Source organism: Cutibacterium avidum ATCC 25577 (genome assembly GCF_000227295.1).
GTDB classification, from domain to species: domain Bacteria; phylum Actinomycetota; class Actinomycetes; order Propionibacteriales; family Propionibacteriaceae; genus Cutibacterium; species Cutibacterium avidum.
Genome location: NZ_JH165054.1, coordinates 2,506,588 through 2,524,942, shown reverse-complemented (window position 1 = coordinate 2,524,942; position 18,355 = coordinate 2,506,588). Strand labels below are relative to the sequence as shown.

Below are 18,355 nucleotides of genomic sequence, written 5' to 3'. Positions count from 1 at the left end.
CCCCGTCAGGCCTGGGAGTCCTCGGCCTCGGAGCGTGCCGCTTCGATACGGGCGCGAGCCCCGTCGAGCCAGGTCTGGCAGATGTCGGCGAGCTTCTCGCCGCGTTCCCACAGCTTCATGGTCTCGGCCAGGGAGATGCCGCCGGACTCCAGTCGGGTGACGATGCCAACCAGTTCGTCGCGGGCGGCCTCGTATGGGATCTCGGGCTCCTCGGAGGTGGGCTTCTCGGGTGCCGACTCGGACTTCTTCTCGCTCATGAATCCTCCTGGGACGGTGGTCGGTTGGGGGTACGTCGGTCGAGGGAATCGACGGTGACGCCGAGGGTGCCGTCGGACAGGTAGACCGACAGATTCGCTCCCGGATCGGTGTCATCGACGGAGGTGATGGAGTCGCCCTCGGAGTCGGCAAGGATGGCGTAGCCGCGATCCAAGGTGGCCTTGGGAGACATGGCGCGCACTCTCTCGAGCATGTGATCGACGTCGCGGCTCTCGGCGTCCAGGGCTCGATTGGTCGCGAGGCGAAGACGCTGCAGGGCCGAGTCGAGTTTCTCGGTGGTGATGTCGAGGGTGGCCGTGGGATTGACCATCACCGGTCGGGACCGCACCTGGGCGAGATGGGCCGCCTCGACGTCGACAAACCTCGTGACGGCTTGGCGAAGTCGGGTTCTTGCCATCTCGATGGCCTGGGACTCCTCCGCAGCGTCCGGGACGATGAGTTTGCCGGCATCTGTCGGTGTGGAGGCTCGCAGGTCGGCGACGAGGTCGAGGATGGGGTTGTCGCGCTCGTGGCCGATGGCCGAGACGACCGGAGTCTTGGTGGCGTAGACCGCTCGTACCAGGGCCTCGTCGCTGAAGGGGAGGAGGTCCTCGAGGGAACCGCCGCCGCGGGCGATGACGATGACGTCGACGGCGGGGTTGGCGTCGAGCTCGGCCAGGGCCGCGATGACCTGCTGGGCTGCCATGGGGCCCTGGACCAAGGTGTTGCGCACCACGAAACGGGCGGCGGACCAACGAAGGGTGGCGTGACGTTGAACATCTCGCTCGGCGTCCGAACCGGCTCCCGTGATGAGGCCGATACTGCGTGGCAGAACAGGAATGGGCTTGTGAAGGGTGACGTCGAAGAGCCCCTCGGCCTCCAACAGACGCTTGCGTCTCTCCAACTGAGCGAGCAGCTGGCCCTCGCCGGTGGGAGTGATCTCGGAGACCTCGAAGGAGAGTCTGCCGCTGCGTGACCAGACCGTTGGGCGGATGAGGGCGGTGACCGTCATGCCCGACTCGATGGGCCCAGCGGCGTCGAGGACACGTCGATGGCAGGTCGCGGTGGCAGAGATCTCCTCGGTGGGGTCGCGCAGGGTGAGGAACTGAGTGGGGCCGGAACGACGGGTGACCTCGATGACCTGGGCCTGGACCCAAATGGCCCCGCAGCGTTCCACCCACCCCTTGACGGCGTTGACCACCCACGCCAGGGAGCGAGGGTTGTCAGCGGTGTTCGGCTCTGCCATGGGCGACACGGTATCCGAGGAGGACGACAGTCTGCAGGGAGTGGACCGGGCGCGAGGTGTCCTCTCGACCCCGCGGCGAAGAGGTGACACAGGTATGACGGGAATCGCATACGGCAGCGTGTCTTGAGGGCTTCTGGGCCTGATGACATGGTGATCCACTGTACGCACGTTGTCCGGGCCGCCTCCCATGGTGGCAGACGGCCCGGATGACGTGGGTGGATGGGATCAACTCATCTGATCAGGCTCCGGTGCGTGGCAGAGCGTGGCCTCCGCCGTTGTTCCCACCGTTGCTGGCAGAAGGAGCGGCTGTGGTCGGGACAGGGGCGCCAGGCTTGGGAGTCGGGGTGGGCGTCGGCTTCGGCGAAGGCTTCGGAGCGCAGGGGTCGATGCCCTTGGCAGGGTCGAACCTCTCGTCGTCACCGTCCGGAGTCCACACCGGGAATCCCCGGGAGTCCTTCGAGTAGCTGCCCACCTCGTCGAGGTCGACGTCCCCGGGCTTGACCTCCTCACCCTCGTCGTCGTCATCATCGTCATAGGCCGGAGGACTGGACTGGATGACGGAGTGCTTGGGCTCGGGCATCTTGGAGTCGGCACCCTTGACGGCCTTCCAAATGGCCTTGTTGAAGACCTGCTCGTCAATGGTGTCCTCCTTCTCGGTGCTCTGCTCACCAGATTCCTTGGCCAACGGGGCATCAGGTCCGTTGACCTTCGTCATGTCGTAGGAGGGACGAACAGCCGTGTAAGGCTTGAAGTTGGGCTTGTCGGTGAAGGCACCCGACATCGGGGTGGAGAAGGCGTCGAACTGGGTCAGCGGCCCGATGCCGAGGATCCCCTCCATGGTGCGCAGCATCGACACCGTCGAGTAGAAGGTGGAATCGACCCCGCCGGTACGGGTGTACGGGCTGATGACCTCACCAATGGTGCGGTGTGCGTCGACATGGTCGGGGCCGTTCTGGGCGTCATCCTCGGTGAGGAAGATCGCGGTGTCCTTCCAGATGGGGGAGTTGGAGACGGCTTCGACGAGCTGACCGACGGCCTGGTCGTTGTCGGCGACATAGGCATGCGGGGTCGGGGCACCAACCTTGGTGGCCTGGGTGTGGTCATTGCCCAGCCGGATGAATTGGACCGTCGGAACGGTGCCGTTCTCCACCTGCTTGTCGAAGTCGGACTTCCACTCGTCGACGCGGGACTTCGGACCGCAGTTCTTGGCCATCGGCTTGAAGGAGTTTGCCGAGTCAGGGCAGGCGAGGGACCAGCCGATGTAGTCATGGTCGGTGTTCGGGTCGAGCACCTCCTTGTCGGCCGCGTGAGCCTTTCCGTTCTTGTCACGCTGGGTGTAGAAGCTGATGTTGTTCTTCGACAGGTGCTCCCAGAAGTAGGCGTCATGCTCCTTGGCGCAGGCCTCCGGGTCATTGTGTTCGCTGGGGTACGGTGCGCCGCGTCCGGAGTAGTTGGACGGCCACATCTCCTCCGACCAAGGGTTCGAGTTGGCCTGGGAGACCCAGTTCCAGCCGTTGGCCGAGACCTCGGCGTCAGCGTAGAAGTTGTCGAAGGTGACGAACTGACGTGCCAGGGCTCGGGTGTTCGGGGCTGATTCCTCGCCGAAGAGGTTGAGGGTGGGATCGCCGTTGCCGCGGCCGTTGGAGCCCAGCTCCTGATCGAAGGTGCGGTTCTCGCGCACGACGTAGATGACGTGCTTGATCTTGCTCGACTTCGTGCCGATCTGGTTGGGGACGACGCTGCTACGAGCCGCATCATTGGCGGTGTTGCTCTTCTCGACGGTGGCTGTTTGCTTGGCCAGGGTGGCGGCGTCAGGCTCAGCGATGGTCGAGAGAAGGCCCTTGATCATGGACCCGGAGTACTGGTCCTCCGAGGTGCCGTTGGGGTCGGTCGGGTTCGGGTGGCCTGGGCCGTTGTTCGGGCCGGCGCCCAGCCCCTTGGCCGAGATGATGCTTAGTTTGCCGTCATGGTCGACAATCTGGGTCGGGTACCAGCCGGTCGGGATGTCTCCGGCGACTTTGTGGGTCACGGTGTTGATGACGGCGACCTCATTGTGACCGGAATTGGTGACGTAGAGGCGCTTGCCATCCTTGGAGAGGGTCAGGCCGGTGGGATTGGCGCCGACGAGCTTGGAGCCGTTGCGGTTGACGGGAATGGTGGCCGTCTGGTGATGGGAGGCCACGTCGACGACCGAGATGGTGTCGGCATCTCCGTTGGCGACGTAGAGGGTCTTGCCGTCAGGCGTCAGCACCGACTTGTTGGGGTGGAATCCCACATCGATCTTGTGGGTGGCCAAGGGCTGGGACTTCGTGATGTCGACCTCGGCGACGTCCGACCCGCCCTGGGAAGAGACGAAGGCCTTGGTGGAGTCCTTGGAGAGGGTGACCCAGACCGGACGGTGGCCGATGTGGGTGGTCTGCACCTTGTTGGTGGCCAGGTCGATGACCGAGACCGCATCGGCAAGTTGGTCTGCCACGACGAGGCGCTTGCTGTCCTTCGTGACGGCCAGGCCGGCCGGGTAGAGGTTGACCTTCTTGCGCTTCGGGCTGATGACCGGCATCTGGATGGCCGTGGTCTCCACGAGCTTGCCGCAGTCGAAGTGGTACGTGCGGATCTTGTGGTTGCCGGCGGCACTGGCGAACAGGTGCTTGCCGTCAGGGCTGAAGGCCAGGCCCATGTACAGGCTCTCGGGAGACTTGTAGGGGATGGTCTGTACGACCTTGCCGACGACCTGCAAGGACTGGGTTCCCTGGCCGTTGTTGCTGATGACGAGGTACTCGCCATCGGGGGAGAGGACCTCGTTGAGGGGGAGGTCACCGAGGGTGGTGAGCTGACCGACCGGGGTCAGAAGCTGACCGACAGTGGTGCGGCCGGTGGATCCCGAGGTGGGGCCGGCCTTCTCGTCGCTCGGGGCTGCGTTGGCCGGCGTGAAGGTGACGGTCGTTGCGATTGCGGTGAGGAGGACGCACGCCGAGGCGAGGCCACGACGCAGTCTTGCGGATGCGGGTGTGTCATCACTCATGGTTCAGAACTTAGGAAGTCGAAGTGGCAGATGACGGCCGTGAATGTGCACCTTCGAAGAATTATGGGTGAACGTGGCTACGGTGAGTCCTCGATGGGCGAACTCGAGGAGATTCGCCAGATGACGGCGTACCCGTAGACTCGGAGCCATGGCTGTTTCGGGGGCTGACACTGACAAGAAGCTGTTTCTCGCCGCACCGCGCGGTTACTGCGCGGGCGTTGATCGTGCGGTCGTGACCGTCGAGAAGGCGTTGGAGGCGTACGGTGCGCCGGTGTATGTGCGCAAGCAGATCGTGCACAACCGTCACGTCGTGGAGACCTTGGAGGAGCGCGGTGCCATCTTCGTCGACGAGCTCGACGAGGTGCCCGACGACGCCTTGGTGGTCTTCTCGGCCCACGGCGTCTCCCCCCAGGTCAAGAACGAGGCGGCCAACCGTGGTCTGCGGACCATTGATGCCACTTGCCCGCTGGTGACGAAGGTGCATCACGAGGCCAAGAGGTTCGCCAACGACGACACCCAGATCCTGCTCATCGGCCACGCCGGCCACGAGGAGGTCGAGGGGACGACGGGTGAGGCTCCCGAGAACATCACTCTTGTGCAGACCCCCGAGGACGTCGACGGTCTGCAGTTGGACCCTGATCGTCCGGTGGCGTGGCTGTCCCAGACGACCCTGAGCGTCGACGAGACGGTGGAGACCGTCGACCGGATTCGTCAGCTGCACCCGCAGCTCATCAATCCGCCGTCCGACGACATCTGCTACGCCACCCAGAACCGTCAGCATGCCGTCAAGCAGATGGCTCCCAAGTGCGACCTCGTCATCGTGGTGGGGTCGAAGAACTCGTCGAACACCGGCCGCCTGGTCGAGGTCGCCCTCGAGTCGGGGGCCAAGGCGTCCTACCGCGTCGACAACGCCGGCGAGATCAAGGAGTCCTGGCTCGACGGGGTCGACAGCATCGGTGTCACCTCGGGTGCGTCGGTGCCGGAGACCCTCGTCCGGGGGGTGCTCGACCTGCTCACCTCGAAGGGTTGGCCGCAGGCCGAGGAGGAGACCCTCATCGAGGAGTCACTGTCCTTCGCCCTGCCTCCGCAGCTGCGCAAGCGCCGCACGGCCGCCCGCTGAGCCCCTCAGGCAGGGGAGTCGTCCTCGCTCTGATGCTCCGTCAGTTCCGGCGCTGTGAGGGGGCGTACTGTCTCCTCGATCGGCGCAGGTGAGGAAATGTCCTCGTCGGTGACCCCGAGATCCTCGAACCGTCGGGCCTGGACGAGAACCCTCGTCTCCATGCCACCCAACAGGGTGTTGTAGGCGCGCACCGTCGAGTTGAGGGATCGTCCCATCTTGTCGAGATTGCCGGCCAGGGTTCCGAGTCTCTTGTGCAGGTCGCGTCCCAGCGCGGCGACCTCCGCCGCAGACCGTGCGACGGCTTCCTGACGCCATGCCAGGGCGACCGTTCTCAGCATCGGGATGAGAACTGACGGGCTGGCGAGCACGATTCCACGACGGTTGGCGTACTCGTGCAGATCAGGCATTTCCTGCAGGGCGGCCTGGAGGAAGGCATCGGACGGCAGGAAGCACACCACGAACTCCGGGGAGTCCAGGTCCGTGCGCCAGTACCCCTTGGCCGACAACTGGTCGATGTGGGTTCGCACGTGGCGGGCGAACCGGGCCATCTGGGCGTCGTACTCCTCGGGATCCTCGCACTCGGCGGCGTCGAGGAAGGCCGCCAGTGGAGTCTTGGCGTCGATGTGGATGCACCGATCACCCGAGAGTCTCACCGTCATGTCAGGACGCTGAGGAGTGCCTTGCGCGGTGGTCGTCTGTTGAGTCTGGAAATCGCAGTGTTCCAGCATTCCGGCCACCTCAGCGGTACGCTGCAACTGCATCTCACCCCAGGCACCGCGTACCTGCGGTTTGCGTAGGGCGGTGACGAGGCTGGCGGTCTCCTTGCGCAGGTTCTCCCCGGCGTTGCTCACCCCGGCGACCTGCTCGCGGAGGCTCGCCGTCATGGCTGTACGTTCCTGTTCCACCTCGGCCAGCCGCCGGTCCAGCCGTTCCAAGGCAAGGGACACGGGGGCAAGCAGGCGTTGGGCGTCATTCATCGTCCGCTGGGCCGCACGGGTGGCGCGTTCGTCCTGATCGGCCATGGATTGGGCGGATAGCGCCCGGAACTGTGTGGCCAGGGCGTCACGGTCGGCGGTGACTTTCTCGGCAGCTTCCAGACGCTCGGTGGCGACCTGCGCCGTCGTGGTGGCTTCGGCGACCCGCTGGGAGGCCCTCAACTGGGCGATGAGCCATCCGATACCCACCCCGATGACCAGACCAATGAGCCCGACAACGATGTTCGTCATGGCACGAGGGTCGCAGCCGCCTCCGACATGGTTGACGACGGTCGTGTTCCACCGTGGAGAACAACGGGTGATGGTTGAATAGTCGTCATGGTTGACACCGCGACTTCGGATCACATCCGCGACATCATCTCCTTCGTGGAGGCGTCTCCCACGTCGTATCATGCGGCTGCCGAGCTGGCGCGACGGCTTGACGGGGCCGGGTTCCAGAAGCTTGACGAGACCGAGTCCTGGTCGTCGGTCGAGGGACGTTGCTACGTGGTCCGTGACGGAGCGGTCATTGCCTGGGTCACCCCGGAGAAGGTCACTGACAAGGTTGGCGTCAGGATCGTCGGCTCCCACACCGACTCCCCGTCCTTCAAGCTCAAGCCGAATGCCACCGTCACCAATCAGGGCTGGCAGCAGGTCGGCATGGAAGTCTACGGCGGTGGTCTGCTGAACTCCTGGCTCGACCGTGATCTCGGCCTGTCCGGCCGTCTCGTCACCAAGGACGGCCAGGTGCATCTCGTGAGCACCGGCCCGATCCTGCGCATCAGCCAGTTGGCCCCGCACCTGGACCGCACCGTCAACGACGACCTCACGTTGGATCGTCAGCGTCACCTCATGCCGATCCTGTCGGTGGGTCGCCCCGACCTCGACGTCGAGGACCTGCTGTGTGCGGAGGCTGGCATCAAGCGTTCCGACCTCGCCTTCCACGACGTCTTCGCCCACCTGACCCAGTCCCCGGCCGTCATCGGGCCTTACGGGGAGTTCCTGGCCAGCCAGCGCATGGACAACCTGTCCTCGGTGCACTCCTCGATGGCCGCCTTCGTCGACGTCACGCCCACTGATGATGTGGCGCTCATGGCGTGTTTCGATCATGAGGAGGTCGGCTCGTCGACTCGATCCGGCGCCTGTGGGCCCTTCCTCGAGGACGTCCTGGTGCGGATTGCTGAGGGCCTTGGCATGACGGGTGCGGCTTACCGGGCGATGATCGCGAGGTCGTCGTGCGTGTCCTCGGATGCCGGCCACGGCGTGCACCCCAATTACGTCGAGAAGTTCGATCCTGCCAACCACCCGCTGCTCAACGAGGGCCCGCTGCTCAAGATCAATGCCAACCAGCGGTACGCCACTGATGGTGTCGGCGGGGCGCTGTGGAAGCGTGCTTGTGCGACGGCTGGTGTTCCGACCCAGGAGTTCGTGTCGAACAATTCGGTGCCGTGCGGCTCGACGATTGGCCCGCTGACGGCGACGAGGCTCGGCATGCTGACGGTTGACGTCGGTGTTCCGCTGATGTCGATGCACTCCACCCGCGAGCTCGCCGGCGTCAATGACCTGGAGTACATCACGGCTGCCCTGGCGGCATACTGGCAGGGAGCCTGAGGCCAGCGGTGTCGCCGTCGCCCTTGTCGGAGGCGGCGACTACCATGGCTCGACGTGGCACTTACGATTGGAATCGTCGGTCTTCCCAACGCCGGCAAGTCGACCCTGTTCAACGCGCTGACCAAGAATGACGTCCTGGCGGCGAACTATCCGTTTGCGACCATTGAGCCGAATGTCGGCGTGGTCGGGGTTCCGGACAAGCGTCTGGACGTGCTGACGGAGATGTTCCACTCCGCCAAGACCATTCCGGCGACGGTGTCCTTCGTCGACATTGCTGGAATCGTCAAGGGCGCCAGCAAGGGCGAGGGGATGGGCAACGAGTTCCTCTCCAACATTCGTGAGGCCGACGCCATCTGCCAGGTGACGAGGTGTTTCGACGACGACGACGTCACCCACGTCAATGGTCACGTGGATCCTTCTGACGACATCGAGACCATCACCACCGAGCTGGTGCTTGCCGACCTGCAGACGATGGAGAAGCAGCTGCCCAAGCTGCAGAAGGAAGCCGCGATCAAGAAGGAGTCGCGCCCTAAGGCCGAGGCGTGGGAGCAGGCCAAGAAGGTGCTCGAGGAAGGCAGGACGATCTTCTCGTCCGGGCTTGATCCAGAGCCGCTGCATGATCTGTTCCTGTTGACGACAAAGCCTTTCATCTACGTCTTCAACTGCGATCAGGATCAGCTGGGTGACGCCGATTTCCAGGCCAGGATGGAGGAGCTGGTTGCTCCCGCCGAGGCGATCTTCCTGGACGCCGAGTTCGAGGCCGAGCTGGCCGAGATGGAGCCCGAGGATGCCGCCGAGTTCCTCGCCGACGCCGGTATCGAGGAGCCCGGTCTGGACAAGCTCGCTCGTGTCGGTTTCGACACCCTCGGTCTGCAGACCTTCCTGACTGCTGGGGACAAGGAGTCCCGAGCTTGGACGATCCGCAAGGGTGACACTGCTCCCGAGGCTGCCGGCGTCATCCACACCGACTTCCAGAAGGGGTTCATCAAGGCCCAGGTGGTGTCCTTCGATGACCTCGTCGAGTTCGGTGGAGAGAAGGAGGCCCAGGCCGCTGGAAAGTTGCGCCTGGAAGGCAAGGACTACGTCATGCAGGACGGTGACGTGGTGGAGTTCCGCACGGGGCTTACGTCTGGTGGGAAGAGATGAACTGCGACTCCTGCGGTCGCCAGGTGGAGCCACAGATGAAGTTCTGCGGCGAGTGCGGCGCTCCCGCGCCTGGTAGGTCGACAAACACTGTAAGTACTGGAGGCGGAGACGTCTACGGTGGCTTGTACCAAGCGGGGCGCGATGTAGTGCTCAACCCGCTGCCGGACGTTCCACCGACGGCAACATATGAGGCTGTCCCAAAATGGCGCAGCCCCTTCACCCAGGGACTACTTTCCTGGGCAGGGCTGATCGTTGGGTTGATGAGCTTGTTCCCGCTCTGGAAGGTGCTTGAGCCGGCCATAGGGCTGTTCAGCTCAGGGGCGGCGGGGGATCTGGACCCCGGTGTCAACATGGCGTGGTTGATCGCCTTCATGGTTCTGGTTCTGGTCCTGGCTCTGATCGGTAGATTACGCGGTGTGACTAAGAGCCAGCTGCGCAAGCCGTTGATGTTCGGGTGGGCGGTGAGTGGTTCGGGACGTCGTATAACGATTGAGAAAATCCGAGCGGGAAAGTGCCCTCTTTGCGGTGGCAAGATGCGGTACTACAACAAGCCGACGAAGTGGAATGATCACACGGATGCCAATGGGCGCAAGCGTCGCGAGGTGACGGAGCGTCTGCCCGCGCTTGAGTGCACGCGAAACCCGCGTCACTGGGTAGAAGTCGATCCAGCTGAGGAGGCAGAGTCATGAGCAGTCACGACGTGGTGGAGTTCCGGTTTAACGTGTAGTTCCGCTACTGCTTCTTGGGTATCCGGATGGTGAGTCGGGGCATTGTCCGCCCCCGTCGGCGTCAGATCCTGCCGGAGCACACGGTCACGGGGATTTGCTTCAGCGTATGGCTCGTAGAGCCTCAGCGCAGCGGGGTGGAACTCATTTCCGCCCGTCTCGATCCCCAGGTCATGGTCCATGAGTGCGCGCCCGACTCCTTGCCTTTGGGATTACGGGTGTACTCCAAGGGGGTCGATGTACCCATGCTCGGGTCTGTTTTCCAAGGACCAGTGAACGATGCCCAGGAAGTGGTCTTGTTCGTCGATGGTCAAGGCCACGCACCTGCCCTTCGACGGACAGTGCAAAGTGTGAGCCGATCTTCGTTGGTCGTCCCGTTGTCATGATGAATTCCCTGATACGCAGTTTGTCTTTCCCCGTTGTGTGGTCAATGAACCGAGCCGCGACGAAACGCGGGTTTCGGGGGACTGCTCAGCGGGTGCGCATCTGCGCGAACGCCTGTATGGGCAAAAGTACAGCGGTGCCTTTTGCGGTGGTTCTGCCTGCGGTCTGATTGGCAGAATTGCTGCTGAGTGACCGATCTAGAGCCTGCTGATTGACTGATATTAACTCGGCTAAGTGGCTGATTCAGGTAGTGGCACTGGTAGGGTCATGACCATGGAATACACCCGTCGTATCGTCGATGGCGAGCTGGATGAGCTGTTCGGCGAGATTCCCGCTCTCGCCTTGGATGGCCCCAAGGCGGTCGGCAAGACCACCACCGCGCGCCAGAGAGTACGCACCGTGGTCCAGCTCGATCGTCGTGCCGAGGCGGAACCCGTTGCAGCCGATCCGTCGATCATCCTGCGCCGCCCTGAACCCGTTCTGTTGGATGAGTGGCAAAAACTGCCCGCCGTGTGGGACGTGGTGCGGCATACGGCTGATGAGGATCCTCGCGGCGGGCGTTTCCTGTTCGCGGGCAGTGCTTCCCCTCAACGCGGTGCCACGGCGCATTCGGGCGCAGGAAGGATCGGAAGGCTGCGGATGCGGCCCATGACGCTTTCTGAACGAGGAGTGGTGGAACCTACTGTCAGTCTCGGCGGACTCCTGTCTGGTGGGGAAGTGCGCTTTGCCGGAGATACCACCTTCGCCTTGGCCGACTACGTCGAGGAGATCTGTGCTTCCGGTTTCCCTGGCCTGCGAGGGCTTGGGGCTCGTGCGTTGCGGTTCCAGCTGGAGTCCTACCTCCGCAATGCCGTGGACCGGGAAGTTGCGGAGCAGGGACTGGCGGTACGTCGGCCAGAGGCGATGATGGCATGGTTGCGTGCCTATGCCGCCGCCACCGCATCGACCGCCAGCTACTCCCAGATCCTGGATGCTGCCACACCTGGCGAGAGCGAGAAACCTGCCCGGTCCACTGCCAACAGCTACCGTGACGCCTTGGCGTCGTTGTGGCTGTTGGACCCAGTCCCCGCGTGGAGTCCGACGGGCAGCCTGATGAAGCGGTTAGGGGCCAGCCCCAAACACCATCTTGCCGATCCTGCGCTCGCCGTCCGGCTTCTCGGGCTGACTGCTGCTGCGCTGCTCGATGGTGAGGGCAAGCCGTTGGCATCGGCGACAGGAGGGCTGCTCGGCCCATTGTTCGAGTCCTTGGCCACCCTTTGCCTTCGGGTTCCGGCGCAAGCCGCCGAAGCCGAGGTATTTCACTTACGCACCCGCAATGGGGATCATGAGGTTGACCTGATTGTGGTTCGGCCGGATGGCCGTTTCCTGGCCGTTGAGGTCAAACTCGCGGCGACTGTCGAGGACGCTGACGGCAAGCACCTTCGCTGGCTGAGGGAGAGGGCGGGGGATCGGATGTTGGATGCTGTCATCGTCAACACGGGACCCCACGCATATCGACGCGCAGATGGAATCGGCGTCGTGCCCCTGGCGTTGGTGGCTCCGTAGTTCCCCACGCTGAAGCCGTCGGCACCGAGGAAACAGACGTTGGTCCTGTTCGGAACTTGGTGGAGTTCCGCTTCAACAACTAACCTCTGGAGTTGGAATCGCATTCTGCGGTGTCACTCAATTCGAAAGTCACGGCGTCGATGTTGTCTTCCATTTCCAGGCCGGGGTAATGCATATCGAGGGCTTGGTGTAGCTCGGTCAATGAGGCGAAGCCGTCCCGTTGTGCTTGTTCCTCAGTGAGGTCGCAGCGGCGTGTGGCAAGCACGGAGAAATCACCTGGCCTGTCGGGCCGTAGACCGCGACGATAGCGTCGATGGGGTCTTCTGGGCACGTGGCCGCGTGGTTGGCAGGGCGGAGATCTCGCCGCATGGGCCGCCGAGGAAGTGGAAGGCGTTTAAGCCAAGCACGATCTGGCCCGATCTGGTCAGCAATGCTGCAGCGACTGTGTGGTTGTTGTCATCGTTGCACTGCTTTGCACAGGCAGTGGCCGTCTCTACGAGCTGGCGGAGTCCGGCGGTGATCATGTCCCAACGGTATCAATCGGAGTGCAAGCCACACCGAAGCCGGAGAATGCGTAGCCACGGGCTTGCGCCTTGGATGTCTGGTATGCGCCGGCATCCGACCGAGCTCTGTTTCAACGTGAAAGCCCCTTGGTCAGAGCCTTGCGGGGACGAAAGTGATCAGCCGCTGTTCATTCTTGCCGACACGGTAGGGCATCCGTACGGTCTGCTTGTGCGGTGATGGGCGGGGGGTTAGTCCGCAAGTTCGTCAAGTCTATGCGCTCATGTTTGTAAGGTTTGGAAGCTCGCATTTGCTAAGTCGAGAGCATGGAGCTGGATGGATTTGTTCCCCGTCGTATCAGCGATCTTCTTGCTGAGCAGATGCGGATCGAGCCGGTGATCGCCCTGCATGGCCCGCGGTCGGTGGGAAAGTCGACGGTGCTGCGCGGCTTCGCCGAGGTGGTTGGCGGTTCGGTGATCGACCTCGACGACGTTGAGGTGCGTGAGGCGGTCCAAGGCAACCTAGCGGCCACGGTGAGCGTCGGAGCTCCAGTGTGCATCGACGAGTATCAGCGAGTCCCTGATGTGCTTGATGTGCTCAAAGCGCGGTCGAATCGTGAGGGGAGCCTTCCAGGGACGGCTGTCGTCACGGGCTCCACGCGCCAGGATGCTCTGCCGGCGACAGCGCAGGCGCTGACTGGACGGCTTCACTCGCTAGTCATCTGGCCGCTCTCGCAGGGGGAGCTTGGGGGAGTGCGAGAGAACCTGCTCGAGGTGCTCTCGGGCGATGCCTGCGCTGTTGTCCAGGCTGTTCCGGCGTCAGCCACGACGCGGCCGGAGTATGTCGATCGCGTGTGCTCCGGGGGAATGCCCCTGGCGCTGCGTCGGTCCGGAGCAGCGCGGAGTCGGTGGTTCGACGACTTTGTCCGGGCCTCCGTCGAGCGTGATGTAGTCGAGCTCAGCAAGATTCGTGAGCGTCAGGCCCTTGCGGATCTCTTGGGGTACGTGGCGGGGCAGACCGGTCAGCTGCTCAACGTGACAGCGGCGGCCGAGAAGATCGGCGTCAGTCGCCCAACCGCAGAGGCTCACGTCCGGCTCCTCGAGGACCTATTCCTGATTGTGCGTCTCCCGGCCTGGGGGAAGACTCTCCGCTCCAGGGTGAATGCCAAGCCCAAGGTCCATGTCGTCGATTCCGGTCTGGCTGCCCGCCTGCTCCGGCTCACTCCGGATCGGCTCACCGGAATCGACCCGACCTCACTCACGGATTTCGGATACTTGCTGGAGACATTCGTCGTCGGGGAGTTACGCAAGCAGGCGTCGTGGCTCGATGAGCCTGTCGCGCTGGGACATTGGCGGACGAGCGACGGTGCGGAGGTTGATCTGGTGGTCGAGTACGACGACGGTCGGGTTGTCGCGTTTGAGGTCAAGGCCAGTGAGCGTGCTCCTGGCAAGGACTTCCGCGGTCTGGCCCAACTTCGTGACTTGCTGGGGGCAAGGTTCATTGGCGGCATTGTGCTGACCACCGGTAGCCGCTCGTACACCTACGAGGAGCGGTTGCACGTGATGCCCGTCGACCGGCTCTGGACGCCAGTGCCGTCCTGAATGGATGTGTAGATGGTTCTGCGTGCCGGAACTTGGTGGAGTTTAGATTTCAATGTCTGATAACGGGCCTCAGTCGGCCCACTGCCGAGAATCATTTTCGCCTCTTGAGGGCCCGTTTTCTGGTCGTGCGTCGTCCCTCCGGGGGTAAGAGCCTTCGCTCGCGTGTGAGCGCGAAGCCAGAGGTTCACGTTGTTAAATCAGGGTTGACCGCTCGTTTACTCCGGCTCTCTCCCCCCGGAGACACCCACCGGCATTGACCCGACGTCACTCATCGACTTCGGGCATCTACTCGAAATCTTCGTGGTTGGGGAGTTGCGCAAGCAGGCCTCCTGGTTGGAGGAGCCTGTCACGCTCGGGCACTGGCGCACGAGTGGTTCGTACGAATGGACTGGATGTTAGAGCATGGAACAATAATTGTTCCATGCATATTGGGACGCTAGTTGTCCTCTTGGTTGTCTGTGTAGTCGTCCGGATCGCGATGACGAAGTTGAAAGCTGCGTTCGCTCGTGACCACCTTCGAGGCCTCGCGGCCACGAAAGAGATCAGCTTTGCGTCTGCGGCACTCGCCGTAGCGACCATGGTTATCGTTCCGAGGTCTGCGTTGGTGGTCTCTCACGTGGCGCTCATCGCTATGAGCACGGCGTATGTAACGCGCAGACTCCTCCAGGGAGCCGAGCGCCAGGGCTCCACAACAGTGCGCACGTACGTGCGATATCGCTGCGATAGGACATGGCAAGAGACAAAGTCCAAGGCCGAACGGTTCTTCACGCTTGCCGCGCCTTGCGGGTGGCGGGAAGTTCATATCACGGCCGACAGCTTCGACAATGTTGTCTCTATTCCCACAATGATCTGGATCGTAGGGGTGATATACATCGCAATCGTTGTTGTCGTATTAGTCGGGATGTTTGTGAGTATCACTGGTGTGAATGATGGCATCGTATCGGCGGTGCTCTCTGCTGCAATCAGCTACAACATGTTGGCGATCAGCTGTCTTCTCACCGTCTCAGCATTCATCTGCATCGCGCTCTTACCCCTCCTCCGGCGGATCAAATCCCTGCAGTTGCGTTTGGGAGTCGGCTCGTGTGTGCGTCGCATCGCCACATGGATTGGATACGGTGGAGCAGTCGGTGCCGTTATGGCCTCGCTCGTGCCTCTCGCGGGGCATGTAGTGCCGGTTCTCACACAGCCGGCAAAGAGCGCCGCAGTACTTAACGCGATCACGCCACGCTCGATGCTGGATTATCCTGCCGCCGGGGCTGTCGCAGGCTATGCGTTCGGGCTTATCGTCGCGATGGCGTCCTTGTTTCCAAATTCCACGAACAGTTGGCTTCGGCGCGTCCTATGTCCAGGACTGTTCGTCGTCGTTCTCGTCGGATTGAGTCATTTTTTGGGCGGCCCCCGTGGGCTCCTGCGACCAGTTATTGACGCCGCCGCTCTGCGATCTGGGGTCAGCCAGACATTCTGCACCAGCGCCGCACCGACGGATATCGCTTCGGGAAGTATTGACGCGAAGGCATGGGTTATCACGGCGATGGACCAATGCGGCGGCGGACTTCTCATCTCAACCACAGCCATTGGATGGATCGTTGGCGTAACAGCTCTCTTGGTCGGCGTCAGCCTGTTCGTCAGCGACATTTACGGTCGGGCACCTGGGGCGCGTGGCATCAGTTCGGGAAATCGGCGACGGCAATCTCAACCTCGTCTTCCTGCTAAAAGATGAAGACGGGCGGGGGTCTTTGCATCAAGCAAGCGCTGCCATACGTCCGGATGACGGGCGAGGGGTGGCCTATGACTCCCGACCGGGCACGCCATGAGGTCGAATCTCTCCAGACACATGGGGCCTTGGTGCTCGATCTGGTACCCAAGGTCTACTTCTATGATCCTACGCGCTACATCTTTGCCATCGAAGATCTGTCCGATCACGAAGTATGGCGCGGGGCGCTCAACAAGTCCGAGGTCCACGATGGAGTAGCTGCAGAGGTCGGGCTCCATATAAATCTCTGCCCCGCTCGGCCTGATGGTTCGTGTCAGTGGAACGATCTGCACCACATTGGGTCTGCTGCGTAGCACATCGTCGTTGATTCTTGTGGGTAATCACGGCTCGGATTTGAGGCGGCTGACGATAACGTGTGGGTATGGGGTCGATGGACGTAACTGTCGCCGCCACGGAACGTGAGGTGCATGAGGCAGCTGTTGCGTTGTGGCCGTTTGTGCAGTCGGGGCAGGTCGGTTTTCCTCTGGCCGGGAAGAAGTCGCGCGAGGGTTTGGAAACGGTGTGGAGCTCGCATCCAGAACGCGAAGGTGACGGATTGTACATCGTTCGGTGCGGTCCTGTGATCATAGGGGCGTGTGGCTTCTTTCTGTCCGATGCGAAGAACGCTCAGACGGTGTGCGGCCCTGTCGCCGTCAACAGTCACGAGGCGGTGTATGCGCAGCTCGTCGCCAACATGCAGGAGCGACACCCACTCGCCTCGATCATTGTGGGGATCTCCCACCGTCATGTAACAGCGCGTGCTTGGTTAAAAAGTGCGGGAGAGCTGTTGGAACACTGTCTCCCGTTTGAGGGAATCAATCTCGCGGGTTCCCGGGAAGCGCACGTCTTTGCTGATGATGAGCAGGACGAGTTCGCGCGACTCTTCGACCGATTGGTTGGTCACGACCTCTGGTGGCGCGCCGATCGTATTCGGGCGCATTGGGGCGAGTGGATCTGCGTCACGGGAGGGGATGGTCAGTCGGTGTTGGCGGCGCGGAACTACGTGAGTTCCGCAATGAGTGAGGTGTTTGCGGCGTCGGCTCTGGATGATGCGACCCTGCGTGCCATGCTCTCGACCTGGATCTCTACGGCTACCACCCGTGGGTACTCAGACTTCGTCTATTTCGCAGATCTTTCGGAGCGTGAGGTGGTTGAGTCCTTGGGGTTCTCGTGTGACGACGAGTATCTGGCCTTTCGCGTGCCCGCCTGTAAGTGAAGCGGGACTGGTCGGCTCTGCTCAACTCATGCCGACGGGCTCGATGGTTGTCGAGTTTAGGTTCAATGTGTAGTTGTCATGGCAGAGGCGTGACCGGGTTTCTCGGACACTGATTCTGAGGCGATAATGGCCTCAGGAAAGGAGTCTGGGCTGCCTGTTGGTAAGCCGCCGGAGTTCTGGTGTCGTGAGCTGACCGACAACGCCATGCCACCGGTTCCAGGCATGGCGCGATACCTGAACGAGTTAATGGATTAAGGGGATCAGGACACTAGGCTGAGGGCCGTGAGTGGTGACCTTTCCGGCTCGTCCAGAGCCGTCGACTGGGCGCCGTCCAAAGCCCAGTGGGCCTGGATCAACCTGGTCGGTGTGGCTCTCATCGTGTTGGGGTTCGTCGGTCACTTTGGGGCGTGGGCTCTGCCGCGCAGTGCCTCAGGAGGGCGCTTCGGACTGACCGATGTGGTCGTGGTTATCGCGGTCACCTTCGTTCTCATGGTTGTCCACGAACTCGTCCACGGGCTGGCCCTGCTCACCCTGGGGCATCGACCGACCTTCGGGCTGGCGCGCGTCGACCGGGTCGTCGTGGGCTTGACGACGACGGCGCCCGGGGTTCGGATGTCCCGGCGTGCGTTCGATTACGTCGCCCTGGCCCCACTCGTGCTGCTCACCTCGGCGACTCTTTCTTGGGCTGCCTACGGGCCGATGGGCGGAGCAGCGGTCGTGCCGGGGGCGATTCACCTGGGCGGGTGTGTCGGAGACCTCGCCCTCGTCGCCCGCGCATCGCGGACACCGCAGGGCAGCCTCATTGAGGACCGTCAGACCGGGCTCCGCATTCATCCGCCGGAGAACACTGCCGCCCGCGGACATCGTGATTGAGTTGACGTTTCACCGGAAGCTTCCGGCTCAGCGTGGCTGCCGCCGAGGCTGGACGCGTGGTAGCCGGAACCGTCAAGACTACCCGTACGATTCATGGATCAGGCGTCAAGGGTGGATGACACAAAGTGCTGTACACTACCAATTGGTTACAGCTCTAACCACAAAAAACGTACTCCGCGAATAAAGAGGAGAGATCCATGGTGCACCCAAGAAGAAGCAAGATGGTCTCTTGGCCTATGTATGACGTGTGCACTGTCTTGGAGTGTTGCAACGAGTGAGCTTGCGGATGGAATGGAGACCGGTTCGCCACATTCAGATCGTTTGTCGGGATCCTTACTCTCAGCTGCGTATGACGCAGGAATAGATGTCAATGGGGCGCAGAT

The 18,355-nt window shown here is 62.6% G+C and carries 13 protein-coding genes; 9 read left to right on the top strand and 4 right to left on the bottom strand.

What is annotated here, in order from left to right; all coding sequences use genetic code 11:
• Positions 1 to 5 precede the first annotated feature (5 nt).
• The 3 genes from HMPREF9153_RS11355 to HMPREF9153_RS11345 all read right to left on the bottom strand — a co-directional run bounded on the left by HMPREF9153_RS11355 (position 6) and on the right by HMPREF9153_RS11345 (position 4,523).
• Positions 6 to 257, bottom strand: coding sequence for an exodeoxyribonuclease VII small subunit (locus HMPREF9153_RS11355; RefSeq protein WP_004812011.1), 252 nt, complete (start codon positions 255 to 257; stop codon positions 6 to 8).
• A complete protein-coding gene (xseA, locus tag HMPREF9153_RS11350) occupies positions 254 to 1,501 on the bottom strand; it encodes an exodeoxyribonuclease VII large subunit (RefSeq protein ID WP_004812010.1) in 1,248 nt (415 codons plus the stop codon). Before xseA ends, HMPREF9153_RS11355 begins: the two co-directional genes overlap by 4 nt.
• Positions 1,502 to 1,739: 238 nt before the next feature.
• The gene (locus HMPREF9153_RS11345) at positions 1,740 to 4,523 is read right to left on the bottom strand and encodes an alkaline phosphatase family protein (protein ID WP_004812009.1); all 2,784 of its coding nucleotides are present in this window, start codon (positions 4,521 to 4,523) and stop codon (positions 1,740 to 1,742) included.
• Positions 4,524 to 4,671: 148 nt separating this feature from the next.
• Between HMPREF9153_RS11345 and HMPREF9153_RS11340 the strand changes: the two genes are divergently transcribed.
• On the top strand, positions 4,672 to 5,643 hold the full coding sequence (locus HMPREF9153_RS11340; RefSeq protein ID WP_004812008.1) for a 4-hydroxy-3-methylbut-2-enyl diphosphate reductase: 972 nt from the start codon (positions 4,672 to 4,674) through the stop codon (positions 5,641 to 5,643).
• 5 nt (positions 5,644 to 5,648) lie between these two features.
• Here HMPREF9153_RS11340 and HMPREF9153_RS11335 read toward each other — a convergent pair whose 3' ends face one another.
• Positions 5,649 to 6,869, bottom strand: coding sequence for a DNA recombination protein RmuC (locus tag HMPREF9153_RS11335; RefSeq protein ID WP_036979858.1), 1,221 nt, complete (start codon positions 6,867 to 6,869; stop codon positions 5,649 to 5,651).
• A gap of 87 nt (positions 6,870 to 6,956) precedes the next feature.
• Between HMPREF9153_RS11335 and HMPREF9153_RS11330 the strand changes: the two genes are divergently transcribed.
• The 8 genes from HMPREF9153_RS11330 to HMPREF9153_RS11285 all read left to right on the top strand — a co-directional run bounded on the left by HMPREF9153_RS11330 (position 6,957) and on the right by HMPREF9153_RS11285 (position 17,972).
• Complete coding sequence (locus tag HMPREF9153_RS11330) at positions 6,957 to 8,228, top strand: M18 family aminopeptidase (protein ID WP_004812006.1); 1,272 nt, start codon at positions 6,957 to 6,959, stop codon at positions 8,226 to 8,228.
• A 54-nt stretch (positions 8,229 to 8,282) separates the two neighbouring features.
• Positions 8,283 to 9,374, top strand: a complete 1,092-nt coding sequence (ychF, locus tag HMPREF9153_RS11325) for a redox-regulated ATPase YchF (protein ID WP_004812005.1) — start codon at positions 8,283 to 8,285, stop codon at positions 9,372 to 9,374.
• A 260-nt stretch (positions 9,375 to 9,634) separates the two neighbouring features.
• Entirely contained in the window at positions 9,635 to 10,063 is a 429-nt protein-coding gene (locus HMPREF9153_RS12275; RefSeq protein ID WP_138237663.1) for a hypothetical protein, read from the top strand.
• A gap of 687 nt (positions 10,064 to 10,750) precedes the next feature.
• Positions 10,751 to 12,028, top strand: a complete 1,278-nt coding sequence (locus HMPREF9153_RS11315; protein ID WP_004812000.1) for an ATP-binding protein — start codon at positions 10,751 to 10,753, stop codon at positions 12,026 to 12,028.
• An 827-nt stretch (positions 12,029 to 12,855) separates the two neighbouring features.
• Complete coding sequence (locus HMPREF9153_RS11305) at positions 12,856 to 14,130, top strand: ATP-binding protein (protein ID WP_004811996.1); 1,275 nt, start codon at positions 12,856 to 12,858, stop codon at positions 14,128 to 14,130.
• Between the two features lie 478 nt (positions 14,131 to 14,608).
• Entirely contained in the window at positions 14,609 to 15,850 is a 1,242-nt protein-coding gene (locus HMPREF9153_RS11300) for a hypothetical protein (protein WP_154647477.1), read from the top strand.
• Positions 15,851 to 16,265: 415 nt separating this feature from the next.
• The gene (locus tag HMPREF9153_RS11290) at positions 16,266 to 17,099 is read left to right on the top strand and encodes a hypothetical protein (RefSeq protein WP_004811993.1); all 834 of its coding nucleotides are present in this window, start codon (positions 16,266 to 16,268) and stop codon (positions 17,097 to 17,099) included.
• Positions 17,100 to 17,381: 282 nt separating this feature from the next.
• Positions 17,382 to 17,972 (top strand): DUF3267 domain-containing protein, encoded by a 591-nt coding sequence (locus tag HMPREF9153_RS11285; RefSeq protein ID WP_004811991.1) that lies wholly within the window; start codon positions 17,382 to 17,384, stop codon positions 17,970 to 17,972.
• Positions 17,973 to 18,355: the final 383 nt, after the last annotated feature.

Bases quoted from the DNA above. Each gene is read 5' to 3' on its own strand.
- HMPREF9153_RS11355 (WP_004812011.1), bottom strand. From the start codon at position 257: ATGAGCGAGAAGAAGTCCGAGTCGGCACCCGAGAAGCCCACCTCCGAG.
- HMPREF9153_RS11315 (WP_004812000.1), top strand. From the start codon at position 10,751: ATGACCATGGAATACACCCGTCGTATCGTCGATGGCGAGCTGGATGAG.
- HMPREF9153_RS11345 (WP_004812009.1), bottom strand. From the start codon at position 4,523: ATGAGTGATGACACACCCGCATCCGCAAGACTGCGTCGTGGCCTCGCC.
- xseA (WP_004812010.1), bottom strand. From the start codon at position 1,501: ATGGCAGAGCCGAACACCGCTGACAACCCTCGCTCCCTGGCGTGGGTG.
- HMPREF9153_RS11330 (WP_004812006.1), top strand. From the start codon at position 6,957: ATGGTTGACACCGCGACTTCGGATCACATCCGCGACATCATCTCCTTC.
- HMPREF9153_RS11300 (WP_154647477.1), top strand. From the start codon at position 14,609: ATGACGAAGTTGAAAGCTGCGTTCGCTCGTGACCACCTTCGAGGCCTC.
- HMPREF9153_RS11290 (WP_004811993.1), top strand. From the start codon at position 16,266: ATGGGGTCGATGGACGTAACTGTCGCCGCCACGGAACGTGAGGTGCAT.
- HMPREF9153_RS11335 (WP_036979858.1), bottom strand. From the start codon at position 6,869: ATGACGAACATCGTTGTCGGGCTCATTGGTCTGGTCATCGGGGTGGGT.
- HMPREF9153_RS12275 (WP_138237663.1), top strand. From the start codon at position 9,635: ATGAGCTTGTTCCCGCTCTGGAAGGTGCTTGAGCCGGCCATAGGGCTG.
- HMPREF9153_RS11340 (WP_004812008.1), top strand. From the start codon at position 4,672: ATGGCTGTTTCGGGGGCTGACACTGACAAGAAGCTGTTTCTCGCCGCA.
- HMPREF9153_RS11305 (WP_004811996.1), top strand. From the start codon at position 12,856: ATGGAGCTGGATGGATTTGTTCCCCGTCGTATCAGCGATCTTCTTGCT.